This window comes from Sulfitobacter sp. G5_S2_6_S6 (genome assembly GCF_054968505.1).
This window is the reverse complement of sequence record NZ_JBQKUI010000003.1, coordinates 241378-267027: the sequence shown is the minus strand read 5'-3', so window position 1 is coordinate 267027 and position 25650 is coordinate 241378. Positions and strand designations below refer to the sequence as shown.

Here is a 25650-nt window from a genome sequence, read left to right as displayed (position 1 = left end):
TGATTGGCCGCTGGCTTGTCACAGCGCGGCACCATTGTCTAGATAACGTGCAGCGTCGCCCGCGCGGTCAACTGGGGTCGCGCCAGCGGTTCACGATGGGATAGCGGCGGTCCAACCAGAACGCGCCCTTGGTCAAACGCGGACCGGGGGCGGACTGGAACCGTTTGTATTCACTGATATAGAGCAGGTGTTCGACCTTTTTGGCAACCTCGCGGTCAAAGCCCGCTGCCACGCAATCGGCGATGGACCCGTCGTCATCCACAAGGATCGTCAGCATCGCGTCCAGATCGGGATAGTCGGGCAGGCTGTCGCTGTCTTTCTGATCCTCGCGCAGCTCGGCCGAGGGCGGCTTGTCGATGATGCGCGGCGCGATCACCTCTCCCTCCGGGCCCTTCATCCAGTCGCGGTGGTTCTCGTTGCGCCAGCGGCAGCTGTCGAAGACGCGGGTTTTATACATATCCTTTATGGGGTTATAGCCTCCCGCCATGTCGCCATAGATCGTGGCGTAGCCCACCGCCACCTCTGACTTGTTGCCCGTGGTCAAAAGCATCTCGCCGAATTTGTTGCTGACCGCCATCAACAGCAAACCGCGCAGGCGCGACTGGATGTTTTCCTCGGTCAGGTCTGGGGTGGTGCCCTCGAACAGCGGGGCCAGCGTATCGGTGATCGCGGCACGGCCCTGCGCAATCGGCACATAGTCGTAGCGGCAGCCAAGCGCCTTGGCGACGGATTCAGCATCATCCAGCGAGGCTTGGGAGGTATATTCGGAGGGCAGCATCACGCAGCGCACATTATCGGCGCCAAGCGCATCCACAGCGATCGTCGCCACAATCGCCGAATCGATCCCGCCCGACAGGCCCAGCAGCACTTTCTTGAACCCGGTCTTGCCCATGTAGTCACGCAAGCCCTGCACCATGACGCGGTAGTCCTGCTCAAGGTTCGACGGCATATGCGCCTTCTCGCCCTCGACCACGCGCCAGCCTTCGGGGGTCTGTTCAAGATCGACATGCGCGATCTGCGCGTCAAAGGCGGGCATCTGGAACGCCAGCTTGCCGCCGGGGTTCAGCGCAAAGCTCGCCCCGTCAAAGACCTGATCATCCTGACCGCCCACCATATTGAGGTAGATCAGCGGCAGTTCAGTTTCGACCACGCGGGCGACCATATGGTTCAACCTCGTCTCGAATTTGCCGCGATAATAGGGCGACCCGTTGGGCACCAACAGAAACTCCGCCCCGGTTTCGGCCAACGTTTCGGCCACATCGGGGTGCCATGCGTCTTCGCAGATCGGGCTGCCGATGCGGGTATCGCCAACGGCGTACGGCCCACCCAAAGGCGCGCTGTCGAAGATGCGCACCTCGTCGAACACGGTCTCGTTCGGCAGGTTGTGCTTGAAGACACGGCTGGCGATCTTGCCGTTTCTGAGGATCAGATAGGCGTTATAGAGCTTGGCCCCTTCGACCCAGGGCGCACCGATGGCCAGCGCGGGCCCGTCGGCACAATCAGCCGCCAGCGCTTCGAGGTGGGTCATCACATCCAGCTGGAACGCCTGCTTCATCACCAGATCTTGCGCGTTATACCCGGCCAGGAACATCTCGGGCAAAGCAACCAGATCGGCGCCTGCCTCTTTGCCCTGCGCCCAGGCCTCACGCGCGAGGTCTGCGTTTCCGGCCAGATCCCCGACGGTGGGGTTCAGCTGGCCAAGCGTGATGCGAAAACGCGATGTCATAGGGCGGTCCTTCGATAATCTACGCAAGTGATGTAGCAGATCACGCGCCAAGTGAAAGGCCAAGGCGCACCGCCGGGCAAAAGACGATTGCCCCCTTGCAGGCCATTGAATAGGCTAAGCGTTAACAAACTCGCCCGCCGCTCTTGGCCGCACTCTCTTTTGAAAGTTGCTGTATGACGAAATTGACCCTGACCCCGCTGATCCTTTGCCTTGGGCTGCTGCCCTTCACCGCGCTTGCGCAGGACGGCGAGGTTCAAAGCAAGCAATACGACGATGGCGGCGTCTATGAGGGGACGTTCAAGGACGGCGTACAGCACGGGACCGGCACCTATACGCTGCCCAACGGCTATGAATACGAAGGCGCCTGGGTGGACGGAGAGATCAAGGGCAAAGGCGTCGCGCGTTTCCCCAACGGGTCCGTCTACGAGGGCAACTTTGAAAAGGGAAAACCGGACGGTTTTGGCAAGATCACCTTTGCCGATGGCGGCACCTATGAGGGCGAATGGGAGGCCGGTGCGATCACCGGTCAGGGCATCGCGCTTTATGCCAACGGGGTGCGCTACGAAGGGTCGTTCCGCAATGCCAACCACCACGGCAAGGGCGTCATGCAATCCCCCGGCGGGTACGAGTATCAGGGCGACTGGGTCGATGGCGTCAAGCAGGGCGTGGGCAAGATCACCTATCCCGATGGCGCGCTCTATGACGGTGACATCGCCGATGGCGAACGCAATGGCACGGGCACGCTGACCATGCCCGACGGGCTGACCTATACCGGCCAGTGGAAAGACGGGCAGATCGACGGCACCGGCACGCTGACCCAACCCAATGGCGATGTCTACGAAGGCGATCTGGTCGCCGGTCAGCGCCAGGGCACGGGCAAGGTGACCTATGCCAATGGCGACACCTACGAGGGCGGCTTCGAGGACGACCGCCGCGAGGGTCAGGGCACGTTCACCGGCACAGATGGCTATGTCTACACCGGATCATGGGTTGCCGGGCAGATCGAAGGCACAGGCAAGGTGACCTACCCCGACGGCTCTGTCTACGAGGGCAGTTTCCGCGATGATCTGGCCGATGGGGAGGGCAAGATCACCTATCCCGACGGATCAACCTACGAAGGGTCATGGGTCGCGGGCGTGATCGAAGGCGAAGGCCGCGCGACCTACCCCAACGGCATCGTCTACGAGGGCGGGTTCAAGAACGCGCGCAATGACGGTCAGGGCGTGATGACCTATGCCGACGGCTATAAGTATGACGGCAGCTGGAAAGACGGCCAACGCAACGGCATGGGCACCGCGACCTATCCCGATGGCACCGTCTATACCGGCGGCTTTGTCGACGGGCTGCGCGACGGCACCGGCAAGATCACCATGCCCGACGGGTTCACCTATGACGGCCAGTGGTCCGGCGGAGAGATCGAAGGCACCGGCACCGCCACCTACCCTAACGGCGACATCTACGAAGGCGCGTTCGAGGGCGGCAAACGTCAGGGTCAGGGCACCATGCGCTATAAATCGGGCGAGGAAGTCTCGGGCCAGTGGGTCAACGGCGCGCTGCAAGAAGCGGGCACAGCCCCTGCCGAGGATACACAGGCGGCACCCACGCCTGACGCCACGGATGAGGCCCCGGCAGACGCCGAGACTCCGTCAGAGGCACCCGCCGACAGTACGGACGAGGCCGAAAGCAACGACGGCTAGATCACCTCGCTCGCGTCCAGACGGGCGAGCAACGCATCGCCTTCGGCCAGAACTGTCTTGCGTTTGTCGGCGTCCATCCGGTCCCACGTGCGGTACATATTGCCCATGCGCGGATTGTTCGAGAACCGGTCGCGATGGCGGTCCAGAAAGTGCCAGTAAAGCAGGTTGAACGGGCAAGCGGTGTCACCCGTCTTTGCGCTGACAGAATAGTGGCAGCTTTTGCAGTGATCCGACATGCGGTTGATATAGGCCCCGGACGAGACATAGGGCTTGGACGCGATGACGCCGCCGTCGGCGAATTGGCTCATGCCAATGGTATTGGGGGCCTCTACCCATTCAAAGGCATCGGCATAGACCGCCAGATACCACTCATGCACCTGCGCCGGATCAATCCCCGCCAGCAGGGCAAAGTTGCCCGTCACCATCAGCCGCTGGATATGATGCGCATAGGCTTGGGTCCTGGTCTGCCCCACGGCCTTGGCCACACAGTTCATCCGCGTTTCGCCACCCCAGTAGAACCACGGCAGGTCGCGGTCGTGCCCCAGAATATTGCGGGCGGTATAGTCCGGCCCTTCAAGGAAATAGATGCCCCGCACATATTCGCGCCAGCCGATGATCTGCCGGATGAACCCTTCGGCGGCATTGATCGGCGCGTGTCCTGCGGCATAGGCGTTGGCAGCGGCCTCGCAAATCTCGGTCACATTCAGCAACCCGATGTTGAGGTAGGGCGACAGGATCGCGTGATACAGGAATTCATTCCCGTTCAGCATCGCGTCTTGATAGTCCCCAAACCGCGGCAGGGCATTCGCGATGAAATGATCGAGCGCCTGCAGCGCCTCGGCGCGGGTGGTGGCGAACCAGAACGGCTCTAGCGCGCCGAAGTTATCGCCGAAACGCGCTTGAACCAGCTCCAGCACTTCGCGCGTCGTGGCATCGGGGTCGAACCGCAGGGGGCCATCTACGGTGACATCTTCGGGCGCGGCTTTGCGGTTGTCGTGGTCAAAGTTCCACTTGCCGCCAGCGGGTTGGTCCCCTTCCATCAGCAGGCCGGTCTTGCCGCGCATTTCGCGGTAGAAATACTCCATCCGCAACGCTTTGCGGCCTTCGGCCCATGCCTCGAATTCTGCATGAGTGGCAAGAAAGCGGTCGTCGGGCAGCAGATGCACCTTCAGCGGGGCGTATTTCAGCTTGTCGATCAAGCGCCACTCCCCCGGCTCTGTCGCCAGCACCTCGCTTGCCCCCGTCTGCGCTGCGCGACGCAGCAATTCCCCCACGATAGAACCCGCGTTATCCGTATCGTCCAGTTGCGTATAGACGACTTTCCAGCCGTCCTGTTCCAACGCATGGGCAAACTTGCGCATCGCGGCAAAGATCAGGGCGATCTTCTTGGGGTGATGCCGGACATAGGCCGCCTCGTCCGCGACCTCGGCCATCACGACGGTATCGCGCGCCTTATCCGCCTGCGCCAAGGCGCTAAGCGTTTCTGTCAGCTGGTCGCCCAGAACCAGCACCAAGCGCCCTACCATGGCACCGGCTTTCCGGCCCAGTCAAAGAACTGGCCTGTGTCCGCAGGCGTCAGCCCGTCGATCACAGCCAGCAGATTTTCCGCCGCCTCCGACGGTGCGACAGCGGGATGGCGGGCAAGGTATTTCGCGGTAAAGGCGGTCTTGACCGTGCCGGGGTGCAGGGCGACGCAGATGCTGCTCTTGTGACTGCGCGCCAGTTCGATCGCGGCGGTGCGCACGATCTGGTTCACCGCCGCCTTGGCGCTGCGGTAGCTGATCCAGCCGCCGATGCGGTTGTCGCCGATCGACCCCACCCGCGCCGAGAATGCGGCAAAGACGCAAGGCGCGTCCCGCCGCAGCAGGTCGCCCGCGTGGCGCAATACCAGTGCAGGGCCCACGGCGTTCAACGCGAATTGGTCCAACATCGCCTTTTGGCTGATGGATTTGATCGTCTTTTCCGGTGCGGCCCCGTCAATCTCAAGCGCGCCTGTGGCCACCAGCACCACATCAAACGGCCCGTTCAGCGCGGTCAAGTGCTGGTCCACACTGCGTTCGTCCGTGATGTCGAACCCATCGACCGACCGTGACAGCCGCGTGACCGCATCGCCACGCGCCTCGTAAGCGGCGGCCAAGGCGGCACCCACACCGCCCGACGCCCCGATGATCAAAACCTGTTTCATGCAAGGGGAGGTAGCGGAAAACAGCCCCCCTTCAAGCGCGGAAAAAAGGGCGCAGAAAAACCCTTCCCATTTGCGAATGCACGGGTATAACTTGTCGCCATGACACACGCCGATCATATTGCGATCCTGCCGCGCCGCTGCGCGACTTTCCTGCGTGCCAACCTACTGCTGCTAATCCGCCTCTGAGCGTGCCATCCGGCGCGCCCGCTCAGAGGGATGTGCCGCGCGCCACGGATTTATACAGCAGAATGAAAGAACCCAAACGATGACAGATACCACACAACAAGACCGCGTCTTGATTTTCGACACGACATTGCGCGACGGCGAACAATCCCCCGGCGCCACCATGACCCACGCCGAAAAGATCGAGATCGCGGGCCTGCTGGACGAGATGGGCGTCGACATTATCGAGGCCGGTTTCCCTATCGCCTCCGAAGGGGATTTCGCCGCCGTCAGCGAAATCGCGAAACTGTCGAAGAACTCGGTCATCTGCGGCTTGGCCCGCGCACAATTCGGCGACATTGATCGTTGCTATGAGGCGATCAAACACGCGGCCCAGCCCCGCATCCACACGTTTATCGGCACCTCGCCGCTGCACCGCGCCATTCCGAACCTCACGATGGACGAAATGGCCGACCGCATCCACGAAACGGTGACCCATGCACGCAACCTTTGCGACAATGTGCAATGGTCGCCGATGGACGCCACGCGGACCGAGCTTGATTACCTGTACCGTGTCGTCGAAATCGCGATCAAGGCGGGGGCGACCACGATCAACATCCCCGATACCGTCGGCTATACCGCACCGCGCGAAAGCGCTGATCTGATCCGCAAGCTCTTGGAAAATGTCCCCGGCGCGGACGAGATCGTCTTTGCCACGCACTGCCACAACGATCTTGGCATGGCGACTGCCAACAGCCTTGCCGCCGTCGAAGCGGGCGCGCGCCAGATCGAATGTACGATCAACGGCTTGGGCGAACGCGCGGGCAACACCGCGTTGGAAGAGGTCGTGATGGCGCTGAAAGTGCGCAATGACATCATGCCGTTCCAGACCAAGATCGACAGCACCAAGATCATGAATATCTCGCGCCGCGTTGCCGCTGTTTCGGGCTTTGCCGTTCAGTTCAACAAGGCCATCGTCGGCAAGAACGCCTTTGCGCATGAAAGCGGCATCCATCAGGACGGTATGCTGAAGAACGCCGAGACCTTCGAGATCATGCGCCCCGAAGACGTGGGCCTGACCGAGACCAACATCGTGATGGGCAAACACTCGGGACGTGCGGCGTTACGCTCGAAGCTGGAAAACCTCGGCTATGAACTGGGGGATAACCAGCTCAAGGATGTGTTTGTCCGTTTCAAAGAACTGGCCGACCGCAAGAAAGAGATCTACGACGACGATCTCATCGCCTTGATGCGCACCGCCACCGATCCTGAAAGCGACCGCATTGTGCTGGGTAGCATGACCGTCGTCTGTGGCACCGAAGGCCCGCAGAAGGCAGAGATGTCGCTGACGGTGGATGGTGCGGAAACCTCTACCTCGCAAACCGGTGACGGGCCTGTGGATGCCGCGTTCAACTGCATCAAGGCACTGGTCGATCACAGCGCGCGCTTGCAATTGTATCAGGTGCACGCCGTGACCGAAGGCACCGACGCGCAGGCCACCGTTTCTGTCCGGCTTGAGGAAGACGGCCGCATCGTGACCGGTCAGTCGGCGGACACAGACACCGTGGTCGCATCGGTCCGCGCCTATATCCACGCGCTCAACCGTCTGTTGGTGCGCCGCGAGAAAGGCGGCACCGACAAGCGCGAGATCAGCTATAAAGACGTGGTGGGCTAACCCGCCCGTTCTTCCCCCCGCGAACGCAAAAAGGCCCCCGACGTCGGGGGCCTTTTCTGTATCCGGTGTTCTGTCAGCGCAGATTAAAAATCGGTCAGACCCGCAAAAGTACCGGTCGCGCTTGAAAAGATGTTACCCAGCGAACGACGTTTGGAGGTACGGCGACCCAGTTCATAGTTCACGCCGAAAGTCAGCTGGTCCACGTCCTCGCCACTGTCAAAGTCCAGACGGCCCAAGGCCAGCTCTACGTTCGCACCGGGGGTGAATTCATACTGACCGCCGATGGTGATCGACCGCACGTCTTCGGGGCCCAGATCCAGGAACCCGACAGAACCGATGGCAGAGAAGCCGTTGGCGAATTCATAGCCGCCTGCGACAGCGACAACGCTCAGATCATCCAGTTTCAGCAGGTCGGCCTGCACGTTGTATTGCGCGACGTCATAGTCGGCATAGGCGGCGTAAAGCGTCTCGTCTTCGATGTGAACGAGATCCAGACCGACGGTGCCGGTGGGGGTGACATCCCAAGCGGCGAAGATGCTGAAGGTCATGTCGTCCAGATCGGAGGAATCACCGATCGCGGCACCAAAGGTATGCGCACCGGACTGATAGGACCCGAACAGGCTGGTGACATCCGCGTCGAAGCCTTCGATGTCAAAACGCGAATAGTCGAGGCCGATGTTAAAGCCGTTGGCCAGAGCGTATTCAACGCCCACTGTGCCCAGATCGATATCGACGCCCTCGATAGAGATGTTCGACAGCTCTCCCGAGAAGATGAAGTTGTCGTAGCGGTATTCGATGCCGCCGCCAAAGGATTTCACGTCGATCGTGCCTGCGCCGTCAACATCGAAGTCGTGGAATTTCGCGAAAGCCGTGCCATAGGTCAGTTCGGCAGCAGCTGCGGTTGCGGTCACGCTCAGAAGCGAGGCGACAAAAATATTACGGATCATGCTGGTTCCTTCGCACAATTTACGGTTGCTCGTACCATGGCTCTTAGGCGCAGCGGAATCCGCCCGCAACACCCAAGCGAAACCGCCGTTACGATCCGTTTACTTGTGGTATTTTTGACCCGCCTGAACCGCTGCCCGCCGCCCTTTAGCGATAGGGATCCTTGGGGCTGCGATCCTCTGACAGCGACCGTTGCGAGCGTTCGACGATCATCACTGTGGCATCGGCCAGATGCTGGCGTTCGATATGGTGATCTCCGCGTGCGACGCGCAGCTTATGCGCCTCTAGCATCACTTCCGCGTGGGACGATCCGCGCGGCGGGATGAAGGTGTAGCAGGCCAGTTCGATCAGGAACCCCAGCGGATCCTTGAAGTAGATCGAATGCATGAACCCGCGATCCTTCACGCCCGAATTGCCGATCCCCCGCTCCTTGAGCCGGTCGAGCACTTGATCAAACATGGCGCGGTCGACCTCGAACGCAAGATGGTGCACGCAACCCGCATCCGTCGGCGTGCGACTGTAGACGGGTTTGCGGTTTTCATTGGTAAAGATCGTGATCAACCGGCCGTCGCCGGGATCGAAATACAGGTGCCCTTCGTCGGGATCGTCCAGATTTGGCTGGTCGAAGATGAACGGCATGCCCAGCAGACCCTCCCAGAAGTCGATACTGGTCTGACGGTCCGCGCCCATCAGCGTAATGTGATGCACACCAATAACTTGAATCTTCTGCATTTCTCTCTCCCCCTATTGTCCGGCTTGCCGCAAACCATAGCGCGGTGGCGGCATCATGCCACCACAAAGGTCAACCCCCCTTTCGTCTTTGACCTCATCGGCCTATAAGCCGTTTAGCCCGTGACTTGTCAGAGTCGACGGGCCAAAATGAATTTTTGCAAGGTCCTGCTGCCCATGTCCGTTTTTGATCAATTCCGTGGTTTGTTCTCGTCCGATATGGCCATCGACCTCGGGACCGCGAACACCTTGGTTTATGTCAAAGGCAAGGGCATCGTCCTGTCCGAACCTTCGGTTGTCGCCTATCACGTCAAGGACGGCGTCAAAAAGGTGCTGGCCGTGGGCGAAGACGCAAAGTTGATGCTGGGCCGGACCCCCGGCAGCATCGAAGCGATCCGCCCCATGCGCGAGGGCGTGATTGCCGACTTTGACACCGCCGAAGAGATGATCAAGCATTTCATCCGCAAGGTGCACAAACGGTCGACCTTCTCGAAGCCCAAGATCATCGTCTGCGTGCCGCATGGGGCGACGCCTGTTGAAAAACGCGCGATCCGTCAGTCGGTGCTGTCTGCGGGCGCACGCCGCGCCGGCCTGATTGCCGAACCGATTGCAGCGGCCATCGGGGCGGGCATGCCGATCACCGATCCGACCGGGAACATGGTTGTCGATATAGGGGGTGGCACAACCGAGGTCGCGGTGCTGTCCTTGGGCGATATCGTCTATGCACGCTCTGTCCGCGTGGGCGGCGACCGTATGGACGAGGCGATCATCAGCTACCTGCGTCGCCAGCAGAACCTGCTGATCGGTGAAACAACCGCCGAGCGGGTGAAAACCTCTATCGGGACCGCACGGATGCCCGACGACGGGCGCGGCACCTCGATGCAGATCCGCGGGCGCGACCTGCTGAATGGTGTCCCCAAAGAGATCGAAGTGACCCAGGCGCAGATCGCCGAAGCGCTGGCCGAGCCTGTGCAGCAGATCTGCGAGGCGGTGATGACCGCGCTGGAAACCACCCCGCCCGATCTGGCGGCTGACATCGTGGACCGTGGCGTCATGCTGACCGGTGGCGGTGCCTTGCTGGGCGATCTGGATCTGGCGCTGCGCGAACAGACCGGGCTGGCCATTTCCGTGGCGGATGAACCGTTGAACTGCGTGGCCTTGGGCACCGGCAAAGCGTTGGAGTATGAAAAGCAGCTGCGCCACGCCATCGACTACGACAGCTAATCAGCTCAGCTATAATAGCCCGGGATGCGGCAGGACGGCGCTGCCCTCGCGGTGGGAAACGTATAACGCATGGCCATCGACCGATCCTCTTCGAACGATTTTGGGCGCCCGCTGCGCCGCTTGCTGCTGGCCGTCATCGTGCTGGTGCTGGCGGGCATCTTTCTGCTGTGGCGGATCGACAGCCCCCGTGTCGAACGGTTTCGCGCGCAGATCACCGACCGGATCGTCCCCAATCTGGATTGGGCGATGGCCCCTGTTACCGGCACGGTGAACCTGTTCCGCGATTTCCAAAGCTATCAACGTCTGACCGTGCAGAACCAGGAACTGCGGTCCGAGCTGCGCAAGATGCAGACCTGGAAAGAAGCGGCGCTGCAGCTTGAACAGGAAAACGCCCGTTTGCTGGACCTGAACAAGGTGCGGCTTGATCCGCGTTTGACCCATATCACCGGTGTAGTGCAGGCGGACTCCGGGTCGCCCTTCCGCCAATCTGTGCTGCTGAACGTCGGGGCCCGTGACGGCATTGTCGATGGCTGGGCCACGGTGGACGGCATCGGGCTGGTAGGGCGTATTTCCGGCGTGGGCGAAAACACCGCGCGCGTCATTCTGGTGACCGATACCTCTAGCCGCATACCGGCGGTGATCCAGCCGTCGGGACAGCGGGCGATTATTGCGGGCGACAACTCCGCCGCGCCACCGATTGATTTCCTCGAGAACCCCGACCTCGTGCGTCCCGGTGATCGGGTCAGCAGCTCTGGCGATGGCGGCGTGTTTCCTGCGGGTATCCTGATCGGTCAGGTCGCCGCCGACCCCGGCGGGCGGCTGCGCGTGCGTCTTGCGGCGGATTTCGAGCGGCTCGAATTCCTGCGCGTGCTGCGCCACCATGGCTCCGAAAAAGTGAACGAGGATGCGGCCGTGGTGCGGGATGACGCCACGGGCATGATCGCGCCCCTGCCCTTTGATCCTGCGACCGAATGATGGACGAACTGTCGCCCCTGCGATTGTGGCTGATGCGCGCGGCGTTTCTGGCGCTGACAGTGGTCCTGTTGTTTTTCCATCTGCTGCCGCTTGATACCCAGCCCATCGCGCTGTTCGCGCCCGAGCTGTCGCCCCCACTGGCCACCATCGACCCCGCAGAGGCGCGTCTGCGGGCCCTGCTGGACCAAGGCAGCGACCGCATCTGGATCGCCCCCGACCTGCTGATCGCCTTTGCGCTGGCGTGGTCTGTGCGGCGGCCCGACTATGTCCCCGCCCTGCTGCTCGCCGTCGCCTTCCTGCTGACGGACCTGTTGCTGCAACGTCCACCCGGCCTCTGGGCGCTGCTGGCGTTGCTGGCATGCGAGAATATGAAAACCCGTGGTCGCACACTGCGCGACAGCACCTTTGGCGCGGAATGGCTGGCGGTCTCCGTATGGCTGATCGCTATTTTGATGCTGAACCGGATCGTGCTATCGTTGCTGCTGGTCCCACCGCCACAATGGTCGCTGAGCCTGTTTGAACTGGCCGTCACGATCCTGACCTATCCGGCTGTGGTGTTTGTGACCCATGCGCTGATGGGCGTGCGCAAATCCGCCCCCGGCGATCTGGACAGTATGGGCAACCGCTCATGAGGAGACCAAGATGAGACGCAGCAGGGCCGATAGCGAAGCCAGCCATTCCAAGCTCAGCCGCCGTGCTGTTTTGCTGGGCAGCGCGCAACTGCTGTTCATGGGCGGTCTGGCCGCGCGGATGAATTACTTGCAGGTCGATCAGGCTGACCAGTTCCGCCTGCTGGCCGAAGAGAACCGGATCAACATCCGGTTGATCCCGCCTGCACGAGGCGAAATCTTTGACCGTAACGGCGTGCGGTTGGCGCAAAACGTGCCGTCGTACCGGATCGTGATCGTGCGCGAGGATGCCGATGATGTGGATGCGGTGATGGACCGGCTGGGCAAGGTCATCGACCTTGATCCCGAAATGCGCGACCGCGCGATGGCCGAAATCAAACGCTCCGCCCCGTTCCTGCCGGTGACCGTCGCCGATGATGTCACATGGGACGAGGTAAGCCGCGTGTCGGTCAACGCCCCCGCCCTACCCGGTGTCAGCCCCGAGGTCGGCCTGACCCGTGTCTATCCCCGTGGGTCGGACTTTGCGCATATTGTCGGCCGTGTGGGCCGCGTGAGCCAAGCCGATCTGGATGCGCTGGAAAACCCCGATGCGGTGCTGCGCATCCCCCGATTCCAGATCGGCAAGATCAACGTCGAGGCGCGTCAGGAATCCCTGTTGCGCGGCTCTGCCGGCACCAAACAGGTCGAGGTCAACGCCACCGGCCGTGTGATGCGCGAACTGGCCCGCCGCGAAGGGCAATCGGGTGCGGATCTGCAGCTTACCATCGATTCCAAGCTGCAGAACTTTGTGCAGGCCCGATTGGGGAGCGAAAGCGCCGCCGTCGTGATCATGGATTGCGAGAACGGCGATCTGGTCGCCAATGCCTCTTCGCCCAGCTACGACCCGAACCTGTTCATCGGGGGGATATCCTCGGCCGATTATAACCCGTTGCTGCAATCGGAATACCGCCCGCTGGTCAACAAGACCGTGCAGGGCACCTACCCGCCCGGATCGACCTACAAGATGGTCGTGGCCATGGCCGCCCTCGAAGAGGGTATCGTCGGCCCCGAAGAAACCGTCTATTGCCCCGGCCACCTAGAGGTCGGCGGTCGCCGTTTCCACTGCTGGAAACGCGCAGGTCACGGCTGGATCGACCTCGAGAACTCGCTCAAGCAATCCTGCGACGTCTATTACTATGATCTGGCGATGAAAGTCGGGATCGAGAAAATCTCGGCCATGGCAAACCGCTTTGGTCTGGGCTGGAAACACGACCTGCCGCTGTCCTCGGTCGCCGCCGGTCTGGCCCCCACGAAAGAGTGGAAACAGGCGACCAAAGGCGATTCATGGGTGATCGGCGACACGGTTAATGCTTCTATCGGGCAAGGCTTCACCCTCAGTTCACCGCTGCAACTGGCGGTGATGACCGCGCGGATCGCCACCAACCGCGCCGTGGTCCCGCGTCTGATTAAATCTATTGACGGTGTCGAACAACCCAGCGGCGCGGGCGAGCCTTTGGGCATGAACGAAAACAACATGCGGCAGGTGCGCAAGGGCATGTATTCGGTGGTGAACGACCGACGCGGCACCGGCTACCGGTCGCGCGTCATCGCCGAGGGTGTGCGCATGGCCGGCAAAAGCGGCACCAGCCAGGTACGCAACATCACCGCGGCCGAACGCGCGCGCGGGGTCAGCCGCAACGAGGACCTGCCCTGGGAACGCCGCGACCACGCGCTGTTTGTCGCCTTCGCCCCCTATGACAAGCCACGCTATGCGGTATCGGTGCTGGTGGAACACGGCGGCGGCGGATCGACCGCAGCGGCCCCCATCGCCCGCGATGTCATACTGCAAGCGATCTATGGCGGCGAACCGCCGCTAGAGGCCTACCCCACCGCCGACCGCGGCCGCATCGCCGAGCAGCAAAAAGCCCTGCGCGCGATCCAGCCCCAAGCGGACTTCAGCGGGAAAGACCAAGCATGAGCTACCTTGAATATACGGTCAAACATGTCCCCACGGGCTTTGCCAAGATCCTGCACCTGAACTGGCCGCTGACCATCCTGCTGGCCGCTGTTTCGGGGGTGGGGTTCCTGATGCTCTACTCCGTGGCCGGTGGCAGCTTTACCCCCTGGGCCGAACCGCAGATGAAACGCTTTGCCCTTGGTATCGCGCTGATGATCGCCGCGGGGATGGTGCCGATCTGGCTTTGGCGAAACCTTGCAGGCGTGGCCTATTTCGGGACCGTAATCCTGCTGATCGGGGTAGAGCTTTTCGGCGCTGTCGGCATGGGCGCGCAGCGCTGGATCGAGATCGGATCGTTTCGCCTCCAACCCTCCGAGCTGATGAAGATCACGCTGGTGATGATGCTGGCCGCCTATTACGATTGGCTCCCGCCCAAGAAAACCTCGCGCCCGCTTTGGGTGTTGCTGCCGGTGCTGCTGATCCTGATCCCCACGACACTGGTGCTGAAACAGCCCGACCTGGGCACCGCGATCCTGCTGATGGCAGCGGGCGGCGGGCTGATGTTTCTGGCCGGAGTGCACTGGGGTTATTTCGCCGTGGTCATCACCGGAGCCGTCGGACTGGTGACGGCGGTGTTCCAGTCCCGCGGTACGCCGTGGCAGCTGATCAAAGATTACCAGTTCCGGCGCATTGACACGTTTATCGATCCCAGCACCGACCCGTTGGGCGCAGGGTATCACATCACACAATCCAAGATCGCGCTCGGCTCCGGCGGCTGGACGGGGCGCGGGTTCATGCAAGGCACCCAGTCGCGCCTGAACTTCCTGCCCGAGAAACACACCGACTTCATCTTTACCACCCTGGCCGAGGAGTTCGGCTTTGTCGGCGGGTTCTCCCTGCTGGGTCTCTATGCGCTGATCATCGTCTTCTGCGTCGCGGCAGCGCTGATCAACAAGGACCGCTTCTCGTCGCTGCTGACCCTCGGCATCGCGCTGAACTTCTTTTTGTTCTTCGCGGTGAACATGTCGATGGTGATGGGGCTGGCGCCCGTTGTCGGGGTCCCCTTGCCGCTGGTCAGCTACGGCGGGTCGGCGATGCTGGTGTTGCTGCTGGCTTTTGGCCTTGTACAATCGGCCCATGTCCACCGCCCCAGATAGGAAGCCCATGCCCCTCAATATCCTTTTCGCCGCGCGCCCCGAACGCTGGGTGACGTATGAAACGCCGCTGCGCCAAGCGCTTGATGCCGCGGGGATCGCGGCTCACCTATCAACGGATATCGCCCCGCAGGACGTGGACTACATCGTCTATGCCCCCAACAGCCCCTTGCAGGATTTCACGCCCTACACGCGGGCCAAGGCGGTGCTGAACCTCTGGGCGGGGGTGGAAAACATCACCAATAACGCGACGCTGAAGATCCCTCTGGCGCGGATGGTGGACCCGGGGCTGACCAAGGGGATGGTGGAATGGGTCACGGGCCATGTGATGCGCTATCATCTGGGGCTGGACACGGACATTCGCAAAACGGAGAGCGATTGGACCCCGCGCACCCCACCGCTGGCACAGGAACGACAGGTCACTATTCTGGGTCTGGGGGCCTTGGGCGCGGCGGTGGCGGAAACTCTGGTCTATCTGGGGTTCAACGTCACCGGCTGGTCGCGCAGCCCCAAGGACATCGCGGGCGTCACCTGCCTGCATGGGGACGCCGGGCACGCAGATGCCCTGCGCAGTGCCGAGATCGCGGTGCTGCTGCTGCCCAACACGCCCGATACCGAAAACACGCTGAATGCCGAGACGCTGGCGCAAATGCCCGCTGGTGCCTGTATCATCAACCCGGGCCGCGGCGCGCTGATCGATGACGACGCGCTGCTGGCAGCGCTCGACAGCGGCCAGATCGCCCATGCCACGCTGGATGTGTTCCGTGTCGAGCCCTTGCCCGCAGACCACCCCTATTGGGCGCATCCCAACGTCACCGTCACGCCCCACATCGCCGCTGAAACCCGCGCGACAACCGCTGCACAGGCCATCGTCGAAAACATCCGCCGCGGTGAAGCGGGTGAGGATTTCCTGCATCTGGTGGATCGCGCCAAAGGCTACTGACCCGCCCCGTATCGAGGGCGGGATTTGAGTTTATTTGGCAAAATGAAGCTGCAGCCGCGCGCCCCTTCATTTTGCCTCTTAAACTCTCGCCGAAGGCAGGCCGGCCGCGGGCGCTCAGCCTGCTGTCAGACCGCGACCCTTCAGCAAAGCCTCTACCCCCGGCAACCGGCCACGGAACGCCTTGTACAGTTCCGCCGCGTCCTGACTGCCGCCGGTGGACAGGATGTGCTGCTCTAGCGCGGCGGCGCGGTCGAGATCAAAGGCGCTACCGGCCTCTTCAAAGGCGGCGAAGGCGTCTGCGTCCATCACCTCGGACCACATGTAGCTGTAGTAGCCGCTGGAATAGCCGTCGCCGGAAAAGACATGGGCAAACTGCGGCGTGGCGTGGCGCATGGTGATTGCCGGCGGCATGCCCAGACCGGCCAGTACCTGCGCCTGTTTCTCCATCGGATCGGCAGGTGCCGCACCGTCGTGGAATTCGAGGTCTACCAGCGCAGAGGCGACATATTCGACCGTGGCGAACCCCATGTCGAAATTCGCGGCCCCCAGCACCTTTTCCAACATCTCGGGCGGCATGGGGTCGCCTGTTTTGGCGTGGGTGGCAAATTGGCTGAGCACGTCGGGCACTTCGAGCCAATGTTCGAACAACTGGCTGGGCAGTTCGACAAAATCACGCGCGACCGATGTGCCGCTCACGGATTCGTAGGTCACATCCGACAGCATCTGGTGCAGCGCATGGCCAAATTCATGAAACAGCGTGCGTGCATCGTCATAGGACAGCAGCGCAGGCGCGGCTTTGGCAAAGTTGCACACGTTGATCACGACGGGCGACTGCACGTCGGGGAATTTCGCCTGAGACCGCATGGCGCTGCACCACGCGCCCGACCGTTTCGATCCGCGTGCAAAGTAGTCACCGATGAACACGGCCACATGTTCGCCGTTGCGGGTCACTTCCCACGCGCGACAATCGGGGTGATAGAGCGGCACGTCGAGGGGCTTGAATTCGAGAGCGAACAATCGCGTGGCGCAGTCGAAGGCCGCGTCGATCATCCGGTCCAGCTGGAAATACGGTTTCAACGCGGCTTCATCCAGATCATGCTCTGCCACGCGCCGTTTCTGCGCATAGTAGCGCCAGTCCCACGGGGCCAGATCGGCGTTCACGCCATCGTCATGCATCATACGGGTCAGCACCTCGGCGTCCGCCTGCGCTTGGCGCTTTGCCGGGGTCCAGACATCCATCAGCAGCTGGCGCACCGCTTTGGGTGTTTTCGCCATCTCTGTTTCCAGCTTGTAAGCCGCGAAATTGTCATAGCCCAGAAGCTTGGCCCGTTCCTCGCGCAGGGCGAGGATCTCGGCAGCGATGGCGCGGTTATCGGTCTCGCCGCCATTGGCCCCACGGGACTGCCAAGCGAGAAACGCCTTTTCGCGCAGATCGCGGCGCGGCGAGAATTGCAGGAACGGTGTGATCAAAGACCGCGAAAGGGTAATGACCGGCGCGCCTGCCTCTTTCTCCTCGCCCGCCGCACGGGCGGCATCGATGACAAAGTCGGGCAGCCCTTCCAGATCGGATTCCTCCAACGGCATGAACCAGCTGCGTTCATCCGCCAGCAGGTTCTGGGTGAACTGTGTCCCCAACACCGCCAGCCGGTTCTTGATCTCTTTCATCCGCGCATCATCCGCACCCTCCAGCGCCGCGCCTGCGCGCACAAAGCCGCGGTGGGTCAGCATCAACACCCGTGCCTGTTCGGGCGTCAGATCGAAGCTGTCGCGATTTTCCCAGACGGAGGCCACGCGCGCAAACAGCGCCTTGTTGCTTGAGATGTCAGAGAAATGCGCAGACAGCAGCGGCGAGAATTTGCGCTGCAGGTCTTCGCGCGTGGGGTTGCTGTCGGCCCCTGCGACGGTGAAGAACACGCCCAACACGCGGTCCAGCTGGCTGCCTGCTTCCTCGAGCGCCTCGATCGTGTTGGAAAACGTCGGATCATATTCGCAGTCGGCGATGGCGTCGATCTCCATCCGGTGCGTCTGCAGGGCCTCGTCCAGCGCGGGGGCGAAATCATCGTCGGAAATCTTGTCGAAAGGGGCGATCTGAAACGGGGTGTCCCAATCCTGTAGCAAAGGGTTTGTCATGGCGGTCTCCTTTACGGATCAAGCTATGCACTGCGGCGGGGCAATACAATCGCAATACCCGCGCGCAAAGCCGCCATGGCGGGTCGTCTAGTCGCCCGCGTTCCCGCAGATCGGACAGTCGTCGCGTTTGGAGACGCCGATCACGCGGTTCTCGCCGTAGAGCGCATCATACATCAGCATTTGACCACGCAGCGGCGCACCGGCACCGGTGATCAGCTTGATCGCCTCGGATGCCATCATCGCGCCGATCACGCCGGGCAAGGGGCCGATCACCCCGGCCTGCGCACAGCTGGGGGCAAGATGGGCCGCCGGGGCCTGCGGGAAAATGCACTGGTAGCATGGCGCGCCCTTGGAGGGGTCAAAGATGCTCAGCTGTCCTTCCCATTGCGACAGCGCCCCCGAGATCAGCGGCAAACCGGCCGCGACACAGGTGCGGTTCACCAGATAGCGCGTGTCGAAATTATCCGTGCCGTCCAGCACCAGATCGTAGTCGGTGAAAAGCTCTGCCGCGATGTCTTCCGTCAGGCGGCGGTGATAGGGGCGCACGGTGACAAAAGGGTTCTGCGCCTCCATCTCGGCCTGCGCTGAAAAGACCTTGGGCGTGCCGATGGCGCTGTCTTTGTGGATCACTTGTCGTTGCAGATTGGCATTCTCGACCACGTCATCGTCGATCACACCAATCGTGCCGACACCGGCCGCCGTCAGGTATTGCAGCACCGGCGCGCCAAGCCCACCCGCGCCAATGACCAGCACCCGCGCCTGCTTTAGCGCCTTTTGGCCCGGTCCACCAACCTCGCGCAGCACGATGTGGCGGGCATAGCGGTTCAGCTCCGTTTCCGAGAAAGTGCCAGTTTGCGCGGCGGGCGTCGGTGCGGCCACCGGTTCGGCGCGGGCGCGCAGGCGGTTCAACACCCAGCTATAGCCAAAGATCAGCAGCAGAAATCCCGTCAGCAGCAGCCACGGGGCTGCCGAGCCACCCGTCGCCACGCGCAAGGGGTGCGCTTGGGGCAGCAAGAGGTTCAACCCGATCACCAGACCAAACAGCATGCCCAACACCACGACGCGCCGTTCACGCGGCTGGCCGAACGCAGCCCCCGCGCCCCAGATCAACGCGGCCAGTCCCAGCACCAACAGCATCAGACGCCTCCGCCTGTGACATGGGGATGTGGTTGCATTAATGATTGGCGCATAAGGCCCCCGCTTTGTTTCCGGGTGTTCAGACCCTAAAGCGGCAACCTAAGCATTTTTCCGCCGACACCAACCCCAAAGCTACGCCCCGCCCGCCAGAGCGCCGCAAGCGTCGCGCCGCTGCATCAGGTCAAAAGACGCGCTGCCCTTCGACCCATGTCTCGCGCAGGATCGGCAAGGCATCGAGCCGCGCAAACCGGATCACATCGCCGCGTGCGCCGACCTCTATCGTGCCGCGGTCCGTCAGCCCCACGCTTTGTGCAGGCGCGTGGGTGACCGTCGCCAGCCCGCGCGCCAGATCCCCCCACAGATCCCCCAGTTGCAATGCCGCGATCAACAGGCCCGCGGGCACGTAGTCGGACGACAGGATATCCAGCCGGTCCGCCTTCGCCAGATCAAGGGCGGCGACATTGCCCGAATGCGACCCGCCGCGAATGACGTTGGGCGCGCCCATGATGGTCGCGATCCCATTGGCATGACAGCTATGCGCCGCCTCGATCGTGGTGGGAAACTCGGCAAGCCGGACGCCGTAGCGGTGGCTCGTCTCGACCTGCTCGGCGGTGGTGTCGTCGTGGCTGGCAAGCGCTGCGCCATATCGGGTGGCTGCCGCAACGGTCGCGGCCTCGTGGGTTTTGCCATATTGCTTTTGCACATCGTACAGAGTGTCCACATGACGCTGGAAGGCGGCGGCATCAAAGCTGTGTTTGCCGCGCACATAGGCCTCGAATTTCGACAGATCGCGGAACTGACGCTGACCCGGCGTGTGGTCCATCATCGAGACGATGCCAACGCGATCCTCTGGGCCGAATTCGGCCAGCTCTTCGGCCAGCGTTTCCGAACAGATCTCGGCCCGCAGGTGGATGTGGTGGCTGATCCGCAGGGCTCCGGCGGCGCGCATCGCCAGAATGGTATCGACCATGCCGCGCGCATATCTCTGGTACTGGTGCTCGGCCGAGATCATCGACCCGACGCGGATCGCATCGAACACGGTGGTGATGCCGGTGCCCGCCAGTTCACGGTCATGGGCGAGGATGGCCGCGCGGTGCGGCCAGTCGACCTTGGGGCGCGGCGACATATGCCGTTCCAGATTATCGGTGTGCAGTTCGACCAGACCGGGAGCGATGTAGTCGCCCTGCATGTCCTGCGCGCCTTTGGGCACGGCGGTGCCGAAATCGATGTCGGTGATTACCCCGTCTGCGATGCGGAGCGTTCCGGTCTCGACGCGATCCCGCAGGATCAGGCGGGCGTTGGCGAAAATTGTCTCTTGGGTCATGGCATTATCTTCTGATTGGACTGGCCAGCGTCGCAGGCTGTCTGGGAAAGGTGCTGGCGTATCGCGGCAATGGTCTGCGCCAAGGGGCCGCTGTTGTCGATCACCTGATGGGGCATACCGAGGGGCATGGCGAAATCCGCACGGGCCAGGCGGCGCTCTATCTCGGCGGCGTCCTCGCGGTTGCGCGCCGTCAGACGCGCGGCGAGGATGTCATGATCCGCTCGCAGCAAAATCACGCAAAACCGCGCAAAGAGGGCCTGTGCCTGTGGCAGGACGGCCCGCGACAGGTTCACCAGCACATCACGCCCCTGCGCCACCTCTAGCGCGACGGACTGCGGGATGCCGTAGTGCCAACCATGCGCATGCCAGCTGAGGATAAACGCACCGTCATCCTCTGCCTTCCTGAAGGCACGCTCCGACACGCCGTCGAACGCTTCTCCGCCAAGGGTTGCGGGCCGCGAGATCACGCGCCGCGCAAGGCAAAGCGTCGGGTCCGCAGCGGCCAGCCCCTCCATTACGCTGTCTTTCCCCACACCAGAAGGCCCGACGACTGCAATAAACCGCCCCGTCATGCGGCCATCCCCGGGGTGAACCGGGTCACGTCAAACTGCCGGTCGCAAATTTCGTCGCGCGCGGCGTGGTCGTGAAAAATCCCGATGATGGCAGCGCCACGCGCCTTCGCCTCGGCGATCATCTTTAGCACGGTGGCGCGGTTCACGGGATCAAGGCTGGCGGTCGGTTCATCCAGCAATAGCGCGGGATAGGGATAGGCAAAACCACGTGCGATATTGACGCGCTGCTGCTCTCCGCCCGAGAAGGTCGTGGGGCTCAGCTGCCACAGACGTTCAGGTATATTCAGTCTCTGCAACAGGGTTTTCGCCTGCGCTTCGGCACTGGCGCGATCAGATCCGGTGGCCATCAGCGGCTCTGCCACCACGTCCAGCGTCGATACCCGTGGCACAACCCGCAGGAACTGGCTGACATAGCCCAATGTGGTGCGGCGCAGCTGGATCACCTGCCTTGGTGCCGCAGTCACGACATCCAGATCGCCCACCACAATGCGCCCCGACTGGGTCAGGTAATTGCCGTAAATCATCCGCATCAGGGTCGATTTACCTGCGCCTGAGGCCCCGACCAAAGCGATACACTCCCCCTGTGCCACCGACAGCGACGCCCCCGCCATAACAGAGATTTCGGCAGCCCCCTGATTGTGCAACACAAAAGATTTCGACACGTTTTCAACAGTAATCATCGAGTTCATACCTGTAGGACAGAGGAAACAAGAAGCTGCGTATAGGCATGCTGCGGATCGTCGAGCACCTGATCGGTCAGCCCGCTTTCGATAACATGGCCGTCTTTCATGACCATCAGCCGGTCGGCCAGCAAACGCACCACAGCCAGATCATGGGTGACGATGATGGCGCTCAACCCCATCTCGCGCACGAGACCCCGCAGCAGATCCAGCAGCCGCGCCTGCACGCTGACATCCAGACCCCCCGTGGGTTCATCCATGAACACCAACCGCGGGCCTGTCACCAGATTGCGCGCGATCTGCAAGCGCTGCTGCATACCGCCAGAGAACGCCGTGGGCCGGTCATCAATGCGGTCGGCGCTGATCTCGACGCGGCCCAGCCAGTCGATCGCCTTGTCGCGGATGTCGCCGTAATGGCGGGCGTTCACGGCCATCAGCCGCTCGCCCACATTGCCGCCTGCGCTGACATTCATGCGCAGCCCGTCGCGGGCGTGCTGATGCACAAAGGCCCAATCGGTGCGCGACAACATGCGGCGTTCAGGCTCGCTCATCGTGACCGTATCGCGCAAACCCTCGGCGCGGGTGTCGAAACGGACGGCCCCGGCGTCGGGCTGCAAATGCCCTGCCAAACAGTTCAGAAGCGTCGACTTGCCCGACCCGCTTTCCCCGACGATGCCCATCACCTCGCCCGGATAAAGATCAAACGACACGTCGGTACAGCCGATTCGTGCGCCGTACATCTTGGCGATGCCTTCCACTTGCAACAAAGGGGTCATGCCGCGTCCTCCGCCAAGGGGGCGCCCTGCGCACCCAGATGCCCTGCCGCACGCCGCGCGCCGCAGTAATCCGTATCCGAACACATGAACATCCGCCCGCCGGCGTCATCCATGATCAACTCGTCCAGATAGCTGTCCGTCGCGCCGCATAGGTCACAGGCATGATCCGCCTTGGTCGGCTCGAACGGATAATCGTCGAAGTCCAGACTGACCACCTGCGTATAGGGCGGCACCGCATAGATGCGCTGTTCGCGGCCTGCGCCGAACAGTTGGATACCGGCCATCTCGAGCTTGGGGTTGTCGAACTTGGGGATCGGGGACGGGTCCATGACATAGCGCCCCTCGACCTTCACCGGATAGGCATAGGCCGTGGCAATCGCGCCGTGCTGGCTGATGTCTTCGTAAAGTTTCACGTGCATCAATCCGTATTCCTCAAGGCTGTGCATCTTGCGTGTCTCGACCTCTGACGGTTCAAGAAACCGCAGGGGTTCGGGGATCGGCACCTGATAGACAAGGATCTGGTCTTCGCGCAGGGGTGTTTCGGGGATGCGGTGACGGGTCTGGATAACGCTGGCCTCTGTGGTGGCCTCGGTCACGGCGACACCCGCCGTTTTCTCGAAAAACCGCCTGATAGAGACTGCATTAGTCGTATCATCGGCGCCCTGATCGATCACCTTGAACCGGTCCTCGGGCGTCAGAACCGCTGCCGAAACCTGCACACCACCCGTGCCCCAGCCATAAGGCATCGGCATCTCGCGGCTGGCAAAAGGCACCTGATACCCCGGGATCGCCAATCCTTTCAGTATAGCGCGGCGGATCATGCGTTTGGTCTGCTCGTCCAGATAGGCGAAGTTATAGTCGCTCATGACGCCACCCCTTCCTTCATTTTGCCCTTTAAACTCCCCCCGGAGGGGCCCTCCCCCTCGGCCTGTCCCGCCGCTTGCTCTGATGCCTGTGCCTCGCGGCGCAGTTTGCGGATCAGTTCCAGTTCGGATTGGAAGTCGACGTAGTGAGGCAGTTTGATATGCTCCAGAAACCCCGTCGCCTGGATGTTGTCGGCGTGATACAGCACGAATTCCTCGTCCTGCGCGGGGGCACCTAGGTTATCCTCGCCCAGTTCTTTCCAGCGCAACGCGCGGTCGACCAGCGCCATAGAGATCGCCTTGCGCTCCGTCATCCCAAAGACCAGCCCGTAGCCGCGCGTGAATTGCGGCGGTTCGGTTTTTGAGCCTTTGAACTGGTTGACGGTTTCGCATTCGGTCAGGGTGATCTCGCCGATGTCGATGGCAAAGCCGAGCTCGGGGATTTCCATCTCGACCGCGACCGCACCGATGCGCAGCTCTGCCACAAAGGCGTGGTTGCGCGCATAGCCCCGTTGGGTGGAATAGGCCATGCCAAGGATAAACCCCTCATCCCCCCGTGTTAGAGCCTGCAAACGCAGGGCACGGCTCGCCGGAAGCTCCAGCGGGCTGCGGGTCAGATCGTCCGGTGTGTCCGCCCCTGCGGGTTCCGACTGGATCAGATCCTCGCGATCAAGGAACCCCATGATATGCGGCGTTTCGCCTGCATTAGGCTCTGTTTGCGGCATCTCGCCAAACTCGCCATCGGCGGCGAGTTTGAAGTCCAGCAGACGGTGGGTGTAGTCAAATGTTGGCCCCAGCACTTGCCCACCGGGTGCATCCTTGAACGTTGCAGACACGCGGCGGTCGCAGGCCATGGTGGCCGTATCCACCGGGTTAGAGCCGCCAAAACGCGGCAGCGTGGTGCGGTAGGCGCGGATCAGAAAGATCGCCTCTATCAGATCACCACGCGATTGTTTGATCGCCAGCGCGGCAAGGTCGGGATCATACAGCGACCCTTCCGCCATCACGCGATTAACGGCGAGCGTCATCTGCTCGCGAATCTGGTCTACCCCCAGTTCCGCCACATCACGGTCCCCGCGCCGTTCCTCGGCCAGCCAGGCATGGGCGTTGTCGATGGCGCGTTCGCCCCCTTTGACAGCAACATACATCAGCGGACCCTCGTCGTGCGCGGCAGCGCGGCAAGCCGGTTTGCGCAGGTGAAAATGAAATCCAGCCCCAGCGGGAACAGCGCGGCGTTGCGTTGGAACGCGGCAGTATCCGGCAGCGACAGGCTGGCGGTATCCTTGATGCCCGGCCCGCTTAGGGTCGCACCCAGAGACGTGAGGTCTGGCATCTCGACAACCACCGTCGCCGAGCGGTCGGGATATTCGGCGGTGCCGATGGCAAATTCGCAGAGCGGGAGCTCCTCCCAAGCCCCGACGGCAAACATCGCCTGTGCGGGCGGCACAAAGGGCGCGCCGGTCTGAAAGGTGATCCAATCGCGCACATCCTGAGTGTCACAAGCGCTGCCGAGATAGATTGGCGTATCGGGATCACACAGCGTCAGGATCGCGGTGCCCGCCGCCGCGCCAAGCGGGGCGGGCGGTGTGGCCCCAGAGACGTCACAGATCGTCCCCGGGCGCGCCATCGCGGTCATCAGCCCGCGAAAGGCGCGGGCGGCGTCGATCGGGGCGTCGGTAAAGCCGCCCTCCAAAGCATGGGTCTGCATCAGTCTTCCCCTCGTACCATCGTAAAGAAATCCACCTTGGTCGCCGCCGCCTTGGCCGCGCGGGTGGCCTTGGCCGTGTCACGCCCCTTGCGCAGGGGCGCGAGGATCGCGGCCTCTATCTGCGTCGCCGCATCGGTTTGCATCAGCGCGTCAATCAGCGCCGTCTGCAGCGCGTGATCCTTGCTGCGGCCCTGCACATAGCCGTGACCCACCGTACCGCAGCCCAGCTTGACAGACGCACGGGTGACGGACATCTCGCCAAGGTTGAACGCGGCACCGACGGCCCCTGCCCGACCGCGCACCATTACGCCGCCGATTTCCGGCGCGCGCAGAATGCTGTGATCAGGGTGGGTGCCATAGGCGGCCCAAAGGAGCGCGACCTCGGCGGCGGGGGATTTGGCAAGCAGACCCAACCATGCCTTACGCCGCGCATGAGGGTCGATTTCTGAGTTCATCATATTCATCTAGACACCTTTTCGA

Annotated in this window: 23 protein-coding genes; 8 read left to right on the top strand and 15 right to left on the bottom strand. The window is 62.3% G+C overall.

Annotation, left to right across the window (positions count from 1 at the left end):
* Positions 1–67 precede the first annotated feature (67 nt).
* Positions 68–1726 carry an NAD+ synthase gene (locus ACTRWK_RS07570; protein WP_462843859.1) on the bottom strand — a complete coding sequence of 553 codons (1659 nt, stop codon included), beginning with the start codon at positions 1724–1726 and terminating at the stop codon, positions 68–70.
* Between the two features lie 173 nt (positions 1727–1899).
* On the opposite strand from ACTRWK_RS07570, the gene ACTRWK_RS07565 reads away from it, so the two are divergent.
* On the top strand, positions 1900–3423 hold the full coding sequence (locus tag ACTRWK_RS07565) for a 2-isopropylmalate synthase (protein WP_289081807.1): 1524 nt from the start codon (positions 1900–1902) through the stop codon (positions 3421–3423).
* Here the strand turns inward: ACTRWK_RS07565 and ACTRWK_RS07560 are convergent.
* Together ACTRWK_RS07560 and ACTRWK_RS07555 are read right to left on the bottom strand one after the other, a co-directional pair.
* Entirely contained in the window at positions 3420–4949 is a 1530-nt protein-coding gene (locus tag ACTRWK_RS07560) for a cryptochrome/photolyase family protein (protein ID WP_289081808.1), read from the bottom strand. The genes ACTRWK_RS07565 and ACTRWK_RS07560 overlap by 4 nt on opposite strands.
* On the bottom strand, positions 4943–5608 hold the full coding sequence (locus ACTRWK_RS07555; protein ID WP_289081809.1) for an SDR family NAD(P)-dependent oxidoreductase: 666 nt from the start codon (positions 5606–5608) through the stop codon (positions 4943–4945). The genes ACTRWK_RS07560 and ACTRWK_RS07555 overlap by 7 nt, the downstream gene beginning before the upstream one ends.
* 265 nt (positions 5609–5873) lie before the next feature.
* On the opposite strand from ACTRWK_RS07555, the gene ACTRWK_RS07550 reads away from it, so the two are divergent.
* A complete protein-coding gene (locus tag ACTRWK_RS07550) occupies positions 5874–7445 on the top strand; it encodes a 2-isopropylmalate synthase (protein ID WP_005851337.1) in 1572 nt (523 codons plus the stop codon).
* Between the two features lie 83 nt (positions 7446–7528).
* On the opposite strand, the gene ACTRWK_RS07545 is transcribed toward ACTRWK_RS07550, so the two are convergent.
* On the bottom strand, positions 7529–8392 hold the full coding sequence (locus ACTRWK_RS07545) for a porin (protein WP_037943172.1): 864 nt from the start codon (positions 8390–8392) through the stop codon (positions 7529–7531).
* A 145-nt stretch (positions 8393–8537) separates the two neighbouring features.
* Positions 8538–9122, bottom strand: coding sequence for a VOC family protein (locus ACTRWK_RS07540; RefSeq protein WP_037943171.1), 585 nt, complete (start codon positions 9120–9122; stop codon positions 8538–8540).
* Positions 9123–9296: 174 nt separating this feature from the next.
* On the opposite strand from ACTRWK_RS07540, the gene ACTRWK_RS07535 reads away from it, so the two are divergent.
* The 6 genes from ACTRWK_RS07535 to ACTRWK_RS07510 all read left to right on the top strand — a co-directional run bounded on the left by ACTRWK_RS07535 (position 9297) and on the right by ACTRWK_RS07510 (position 15980).
* Positions 9297–10343, top strand: a complete 1047-nt coding sequence (locus tag ACTRWK_RS07535; protein WP_037944896.1) for a rod shape-determining protein — start codon at positions 9297–9299, stop codon at positions 10341–10343.
* A gap of 69 nt (positions 10344–10412) precedes the next feature.
* Positions 10413–11318, top strand: coding sequence for a rod shape-determining protein MreC (gene mreC, locus ACTRWK_RS07530; RefSeq protein ID WP_005851329.1), 906 nt, complete (start codon positions 10413–10415; stop codon positions 11316–11318).
* The gene (locus tag ACTRWK_RS07525; RefSeq protein WP_005851327.1) at positions 11315–11950 is read left to right on the top strand and encodes a hypothetical protein; all 636 of its coding nucleotides are present in this window, start codon (positions 11315–11317) and stop codon (positions 11948–11950) included. Before mreC ends, ACTRWK_RS07525 begins: the two co-directional genes overlap by 4 nt.
* 10 nt (positions 11951–11960) lie before the next feature.
* Positions 11961–13904 carry a penicillin-binding protein 2 gene (mrdA, locus tag ACTRWK_RS07520; protein ID WP_005851326.1) on the top strand — a complete coding sequence of 648 codons (1944 nt, stop codon included), beginning with the start codon at positions 11961–11963 and terminating at the stop codon, positions 13902–13904.
* The gene (gene rodA, locus ACTRWK_RS07515; RefSeq protein ID WP_462843858.1) at positions 13901–15040 is read left to right on the top strand and encodes a rod shape-determining protein RodA; all 1140 of its coding nucleotides are present in this window, start codon (positions 13901–13903) and stop codon (positions 15038–15040) included. The genes mrdA and rodA overlap by 4 nt, the downstream gene beginning before the upstream one ends.
* Before the next feature lie 7 nt (positions 15041–15047).
* Positions 15048–15980 (top strand): 2-hydroxyacid dehydrogenase, encoded by a 933-nt coding sequence (locus ACTRWK_RS07510; RefSeq protein WP_289081810.1) that lies wholly within the window; start codon positions 15048–15050, stop codon positions 15978–15980.
* A gap of 114 nt (positions 15981–16094) precedes the next feature.
* On the opposite strand, the gene ACTRWK_RS07505 is transcribed toward ACTRWK_RS07510, so the two are convergent.
* The 10 genes from ACTRWK_RS07505 to phnG form a co-directional block, all read right to left on the bottom strand.
* The gene (locus ACTRWK_RS07505) at positions 16095–18110 is read right to left on the bottom strand and encodes a M3 family metallopeptidase (protein ID WP_289081811.1); all 2016 of its coding nucleotides are present in this window, start codon (positions 18108–18110) and stop codon (positions 16095–16097) included.
* 87 nt (positions 18111–18197) lie between these two features.
* Entirely contained in the window at positions 18198–19247 is a 1050-nt protein-coding gene (locus ACTRWK_RS07500) for a HesA/MoeB/ThiF family protein (RefSeq protein WP_037943162.1), read from the bottom strand.
* Positions 19248–19428: 181 nt separating this feature from the next.
* Complete coding sequence (locus ACTRWK_RS07495; RefSeq protein ID WP_037943159.1) at positions 19429–20571, bottom strand: alpha-D-ribose 1-methylphosphonate 5-triphosphate diphosphatase; 1143 nt, start codon at positions 20569–20571, stop codon at positions 19429–19431.
* Positions 20568–21143 carry a phosphonate metabolism protein/1,5-bisphosphokinase (PRPP-forming) PhnN gene (phnN, locus tag ACTRWK_RS07490; protein WP_289081812.1) on the bottom strand — a complete coding sequence of 192 codons (576 nt, stop codon included), beginning with the start codon at positions 21141–21143 and terminating at the stop codon, positions 20568–20570. The genes ACTRWK_RS07495 and phnN overlap by 4 nt, the downstream gene beginning before the upstream one ends.
* A complete protein-coding gene (phnL, locus tag ACTRWK_RS07485; protein ID WP_289081813.1) occupies positions 21140–21823 on the bottom strand; it encodes a phosphonate C-P lyase system protein PhnL in 684 nt (227 codons plus the stop codon). The genes phnN and phnL overlap by 4 nt, the downstream gene beginning before the upstream one ends.
* Before the next feature lie 5 nt (positions 21824–21828).
* Positions 21829–22599 (bottom strand): phosphonate C-P lyase system protein PhnK, encoded by a 771-nt coding sequence (gene phnK, locus ACTRWK_RS07480; protein ID WP_005851310.1) that lies wholly within the window; start codon positions 22597–22599, stop codon positions 21829–21831.
* The gene (locus ACTRWK_RS07475; RefSeq protein ID WP_005851308.1) at positions 22596–23465 is read right to left on the bottom strand and encodes an alpha-D-ribose 1-methylphosphonate 5-phosphate C-P-lyase PhnJ; all 870 of its coding nucleotides are present in this window, start codon (positions 23463–23465) and stop codon (positions 22596–22598) included. The genes phnK and ACTRWK_RS07475 overlap by 4 nt, the downstream gene beginning before the upstream one ends.
* Positions 23462–24610, bottom strand: coding sequence for a carbon-phosphorus lyase complex subunit (locus ACTRWK_RS07470; RefSeq protein WP_037943154.1), 1149 nt, complete (start codon positions 24608–24610; stop codon positions 23462–23464). Before ACTRWK_RS07470 ends, ACTRWK_RS07475 begins: the two co-directional genes overlap by 4 nt.
* Positions 24610–25170 carry a phosphonate C-P lyase system protein PhnH gene (gene phnH, locus ACTRWK_RS07465; RefSeq protein WP_037943153.1) on the bottom strand — a complete coding sequence of 187 codons (561 nt, stop codon included), beginning with the start codon at positions 25168–25170 and terminating at the stop codon, positions 24610–24612. The genes ACTRWK_RS07470 and phnH overlap by 1 nt, the downstream gene beginning before the upstream one ends.
* The gene (gene phnG / locus ACTRWK_RS07460) at positions 25170–25625 is read right to left on the bottom strand and encodes a phosphonate C-P lyase system protein PhnG (protein WP_375071251.1); all 456 of its coding nucleotides are present in this window, start codon (positions 25623–25625) and stop codon (positions 25170–25172) included. Before phnG ends, phnH begins: the two co-directional genes overlap by 1 nt.
* Between the last annotated feature and the right edge of the window lie 25 nt (positions 25626–25650).

Coding starts and splice junctions, on each gene's coding strand:
- ACTRWK_RS07570 (WP_462843859.1), bottom strand. CDS start 1,726: ATGACATCGCGTTTTCGCATCACGCTTGGCCAGCTGAACCCCACCGTC.
- ACTRWK_RS07565 (WP_289081807.1), top strand. CDS start 1,900: ATGACGAAATTGACCCTGACCCCGCTGATCCTTTGCCTTGGGCTGCTG.
- ACTRWK_RS07560 (WP_289081808.1), bottom strand. CDS start 4,949: ATGGTAGGGCGCTTGGTGCTGGTTCTGGGCGACCAGCTGACAGAAACG.
- ACTRWK_RS07555 (WP_289081809.1), bottom strand. CDS start 5,608: ATGAAACAGGTTTTGATCATCGGGGCGTCGGGCGGTGTGGGTGCCGCC.
- ACTRWK_RS07550 (WP_005851337.1), top strand. CDS start 5,874: ATGACAGATACCACACAACAAGACCGCGTCTTGATTTTCGACACGACA.
- ACTRWK_RS07545 (WP_037943172.1), bottom strand. CDS start 8,392: ATGATCCGTAATATTTTTGTCGCCTCGCTTCTGAGCGTGACCGCAACC.
- ACTRWK_RS07540 (WP_037943171.1), bottom strand. CDS start 9,122: ATGCAGAAGATTCAAGTTATTGGTGTGCATCACATTACGCTGATGGGC.
- ACTRWK_RS07535 (WP_037944896.1), top strand. CDS start 9,297: ATGTCCGTTTTTGATCAATTCCGTGGTTTGTTCTCGTCCGATATGGCC.
- mreC (WP_005851329.1), top strand. CDS start 10,413: ATGGCCATCGACCGATCCTCTTCGAACGATTTTGGGCGCCCGCTGCGC.
- ACTRWK_RS07525 (WP_005851327.1), top strand. CDS start 11,315: ATGATGGACGAACTGTCGCCCCTGCGATTGTGGCTGATGCGCGCGGCG.
- mrdA (WP_005851326.1), top strand. CDS start 11,961: ATGAGACGCAGCAGGGCCGATAGCGAAGCCAGCCATTCCAAGCTCAGC.
- rodA (WP_462843858.1), top strand. CDS start 13,901: ATGAGCTACCTTGAATATACGGTCAAACATGTCCCCACGGGCTTTGCC.
- ACTRWK_RS07510 (WP_289081810.1), top strand. CDS start 15,048: ATGCCCCTCAATATCCTTTTCGCCGCGCGCCCCGAACGCTGGGTGACG.
- ACTRWK_RS07505 (WP_289081811.1), bottom strand. CDS start 18,110: ATGACAAACCCTTTGCTACAGGATTGGGACACCCCGTTTCAGATCGCC.
- ACTRWK_RS07500 (WP_037943162.1), bottom strand. CDS start 19,247: ATGCTGTTGGTGCTGGGACTGGCCGCGTTGATCTGGGGCGCGGGGGCT.
- ACTRWK_RS07495 (WP_037943159.1), bottom strand. CDS start 20,571: ATGACCCAAGAGACAATTTTCGCCAACGCCCGCCTGATCCTGCGGGAT.
- phnN (WP_289081812.1), bottom strand. CDS start 21,143: ATGACGGGGCGGTTTATTGCAGTCGTCGGGCCTTCTGGTGTGGGGAAA.
- phnL (WP_289081813.1), bottom strand. CDS start 21,823: ATGATTACTGTTGAAAACGTGTCGAAATCTTTTGTGTTGCACAATCAG.
- phnK (WP_005851310.1), bottom strand. CDS start 22,599: ATGACCCCTTTGTTGCAAGTGGAAGGCATCGCCAAGATGTACGGCGCA.
- ACTRWK_RS07475 (WP_005851308.1), bottom strand. CDS start 23,465: ATGAGCGACTATAACTTCGCCTATCTGGACGAGCAGACCAAACGCATG.
- ACTRWK_RS07470 (WP_037943154.1), bottom strand. CDS start 24,610: ATGTATGTTGCTGTCAAAGGGGGCGAACGCGCCATCGACAACGCCCAT.
- phnH (WP_037943153.1), bottom strand. CDS start 25,170: ATGCAGACCCATGCTTTGGAGGGCGGCTTTACCGACGCCCCGATCGAC.
- phnG (WP_375071251.1), bottom strand. CDS start 25,625: ATGAACTCAGAAATCGACCCTCATGCGCGGCGTAAGGCATGGTTGGGT.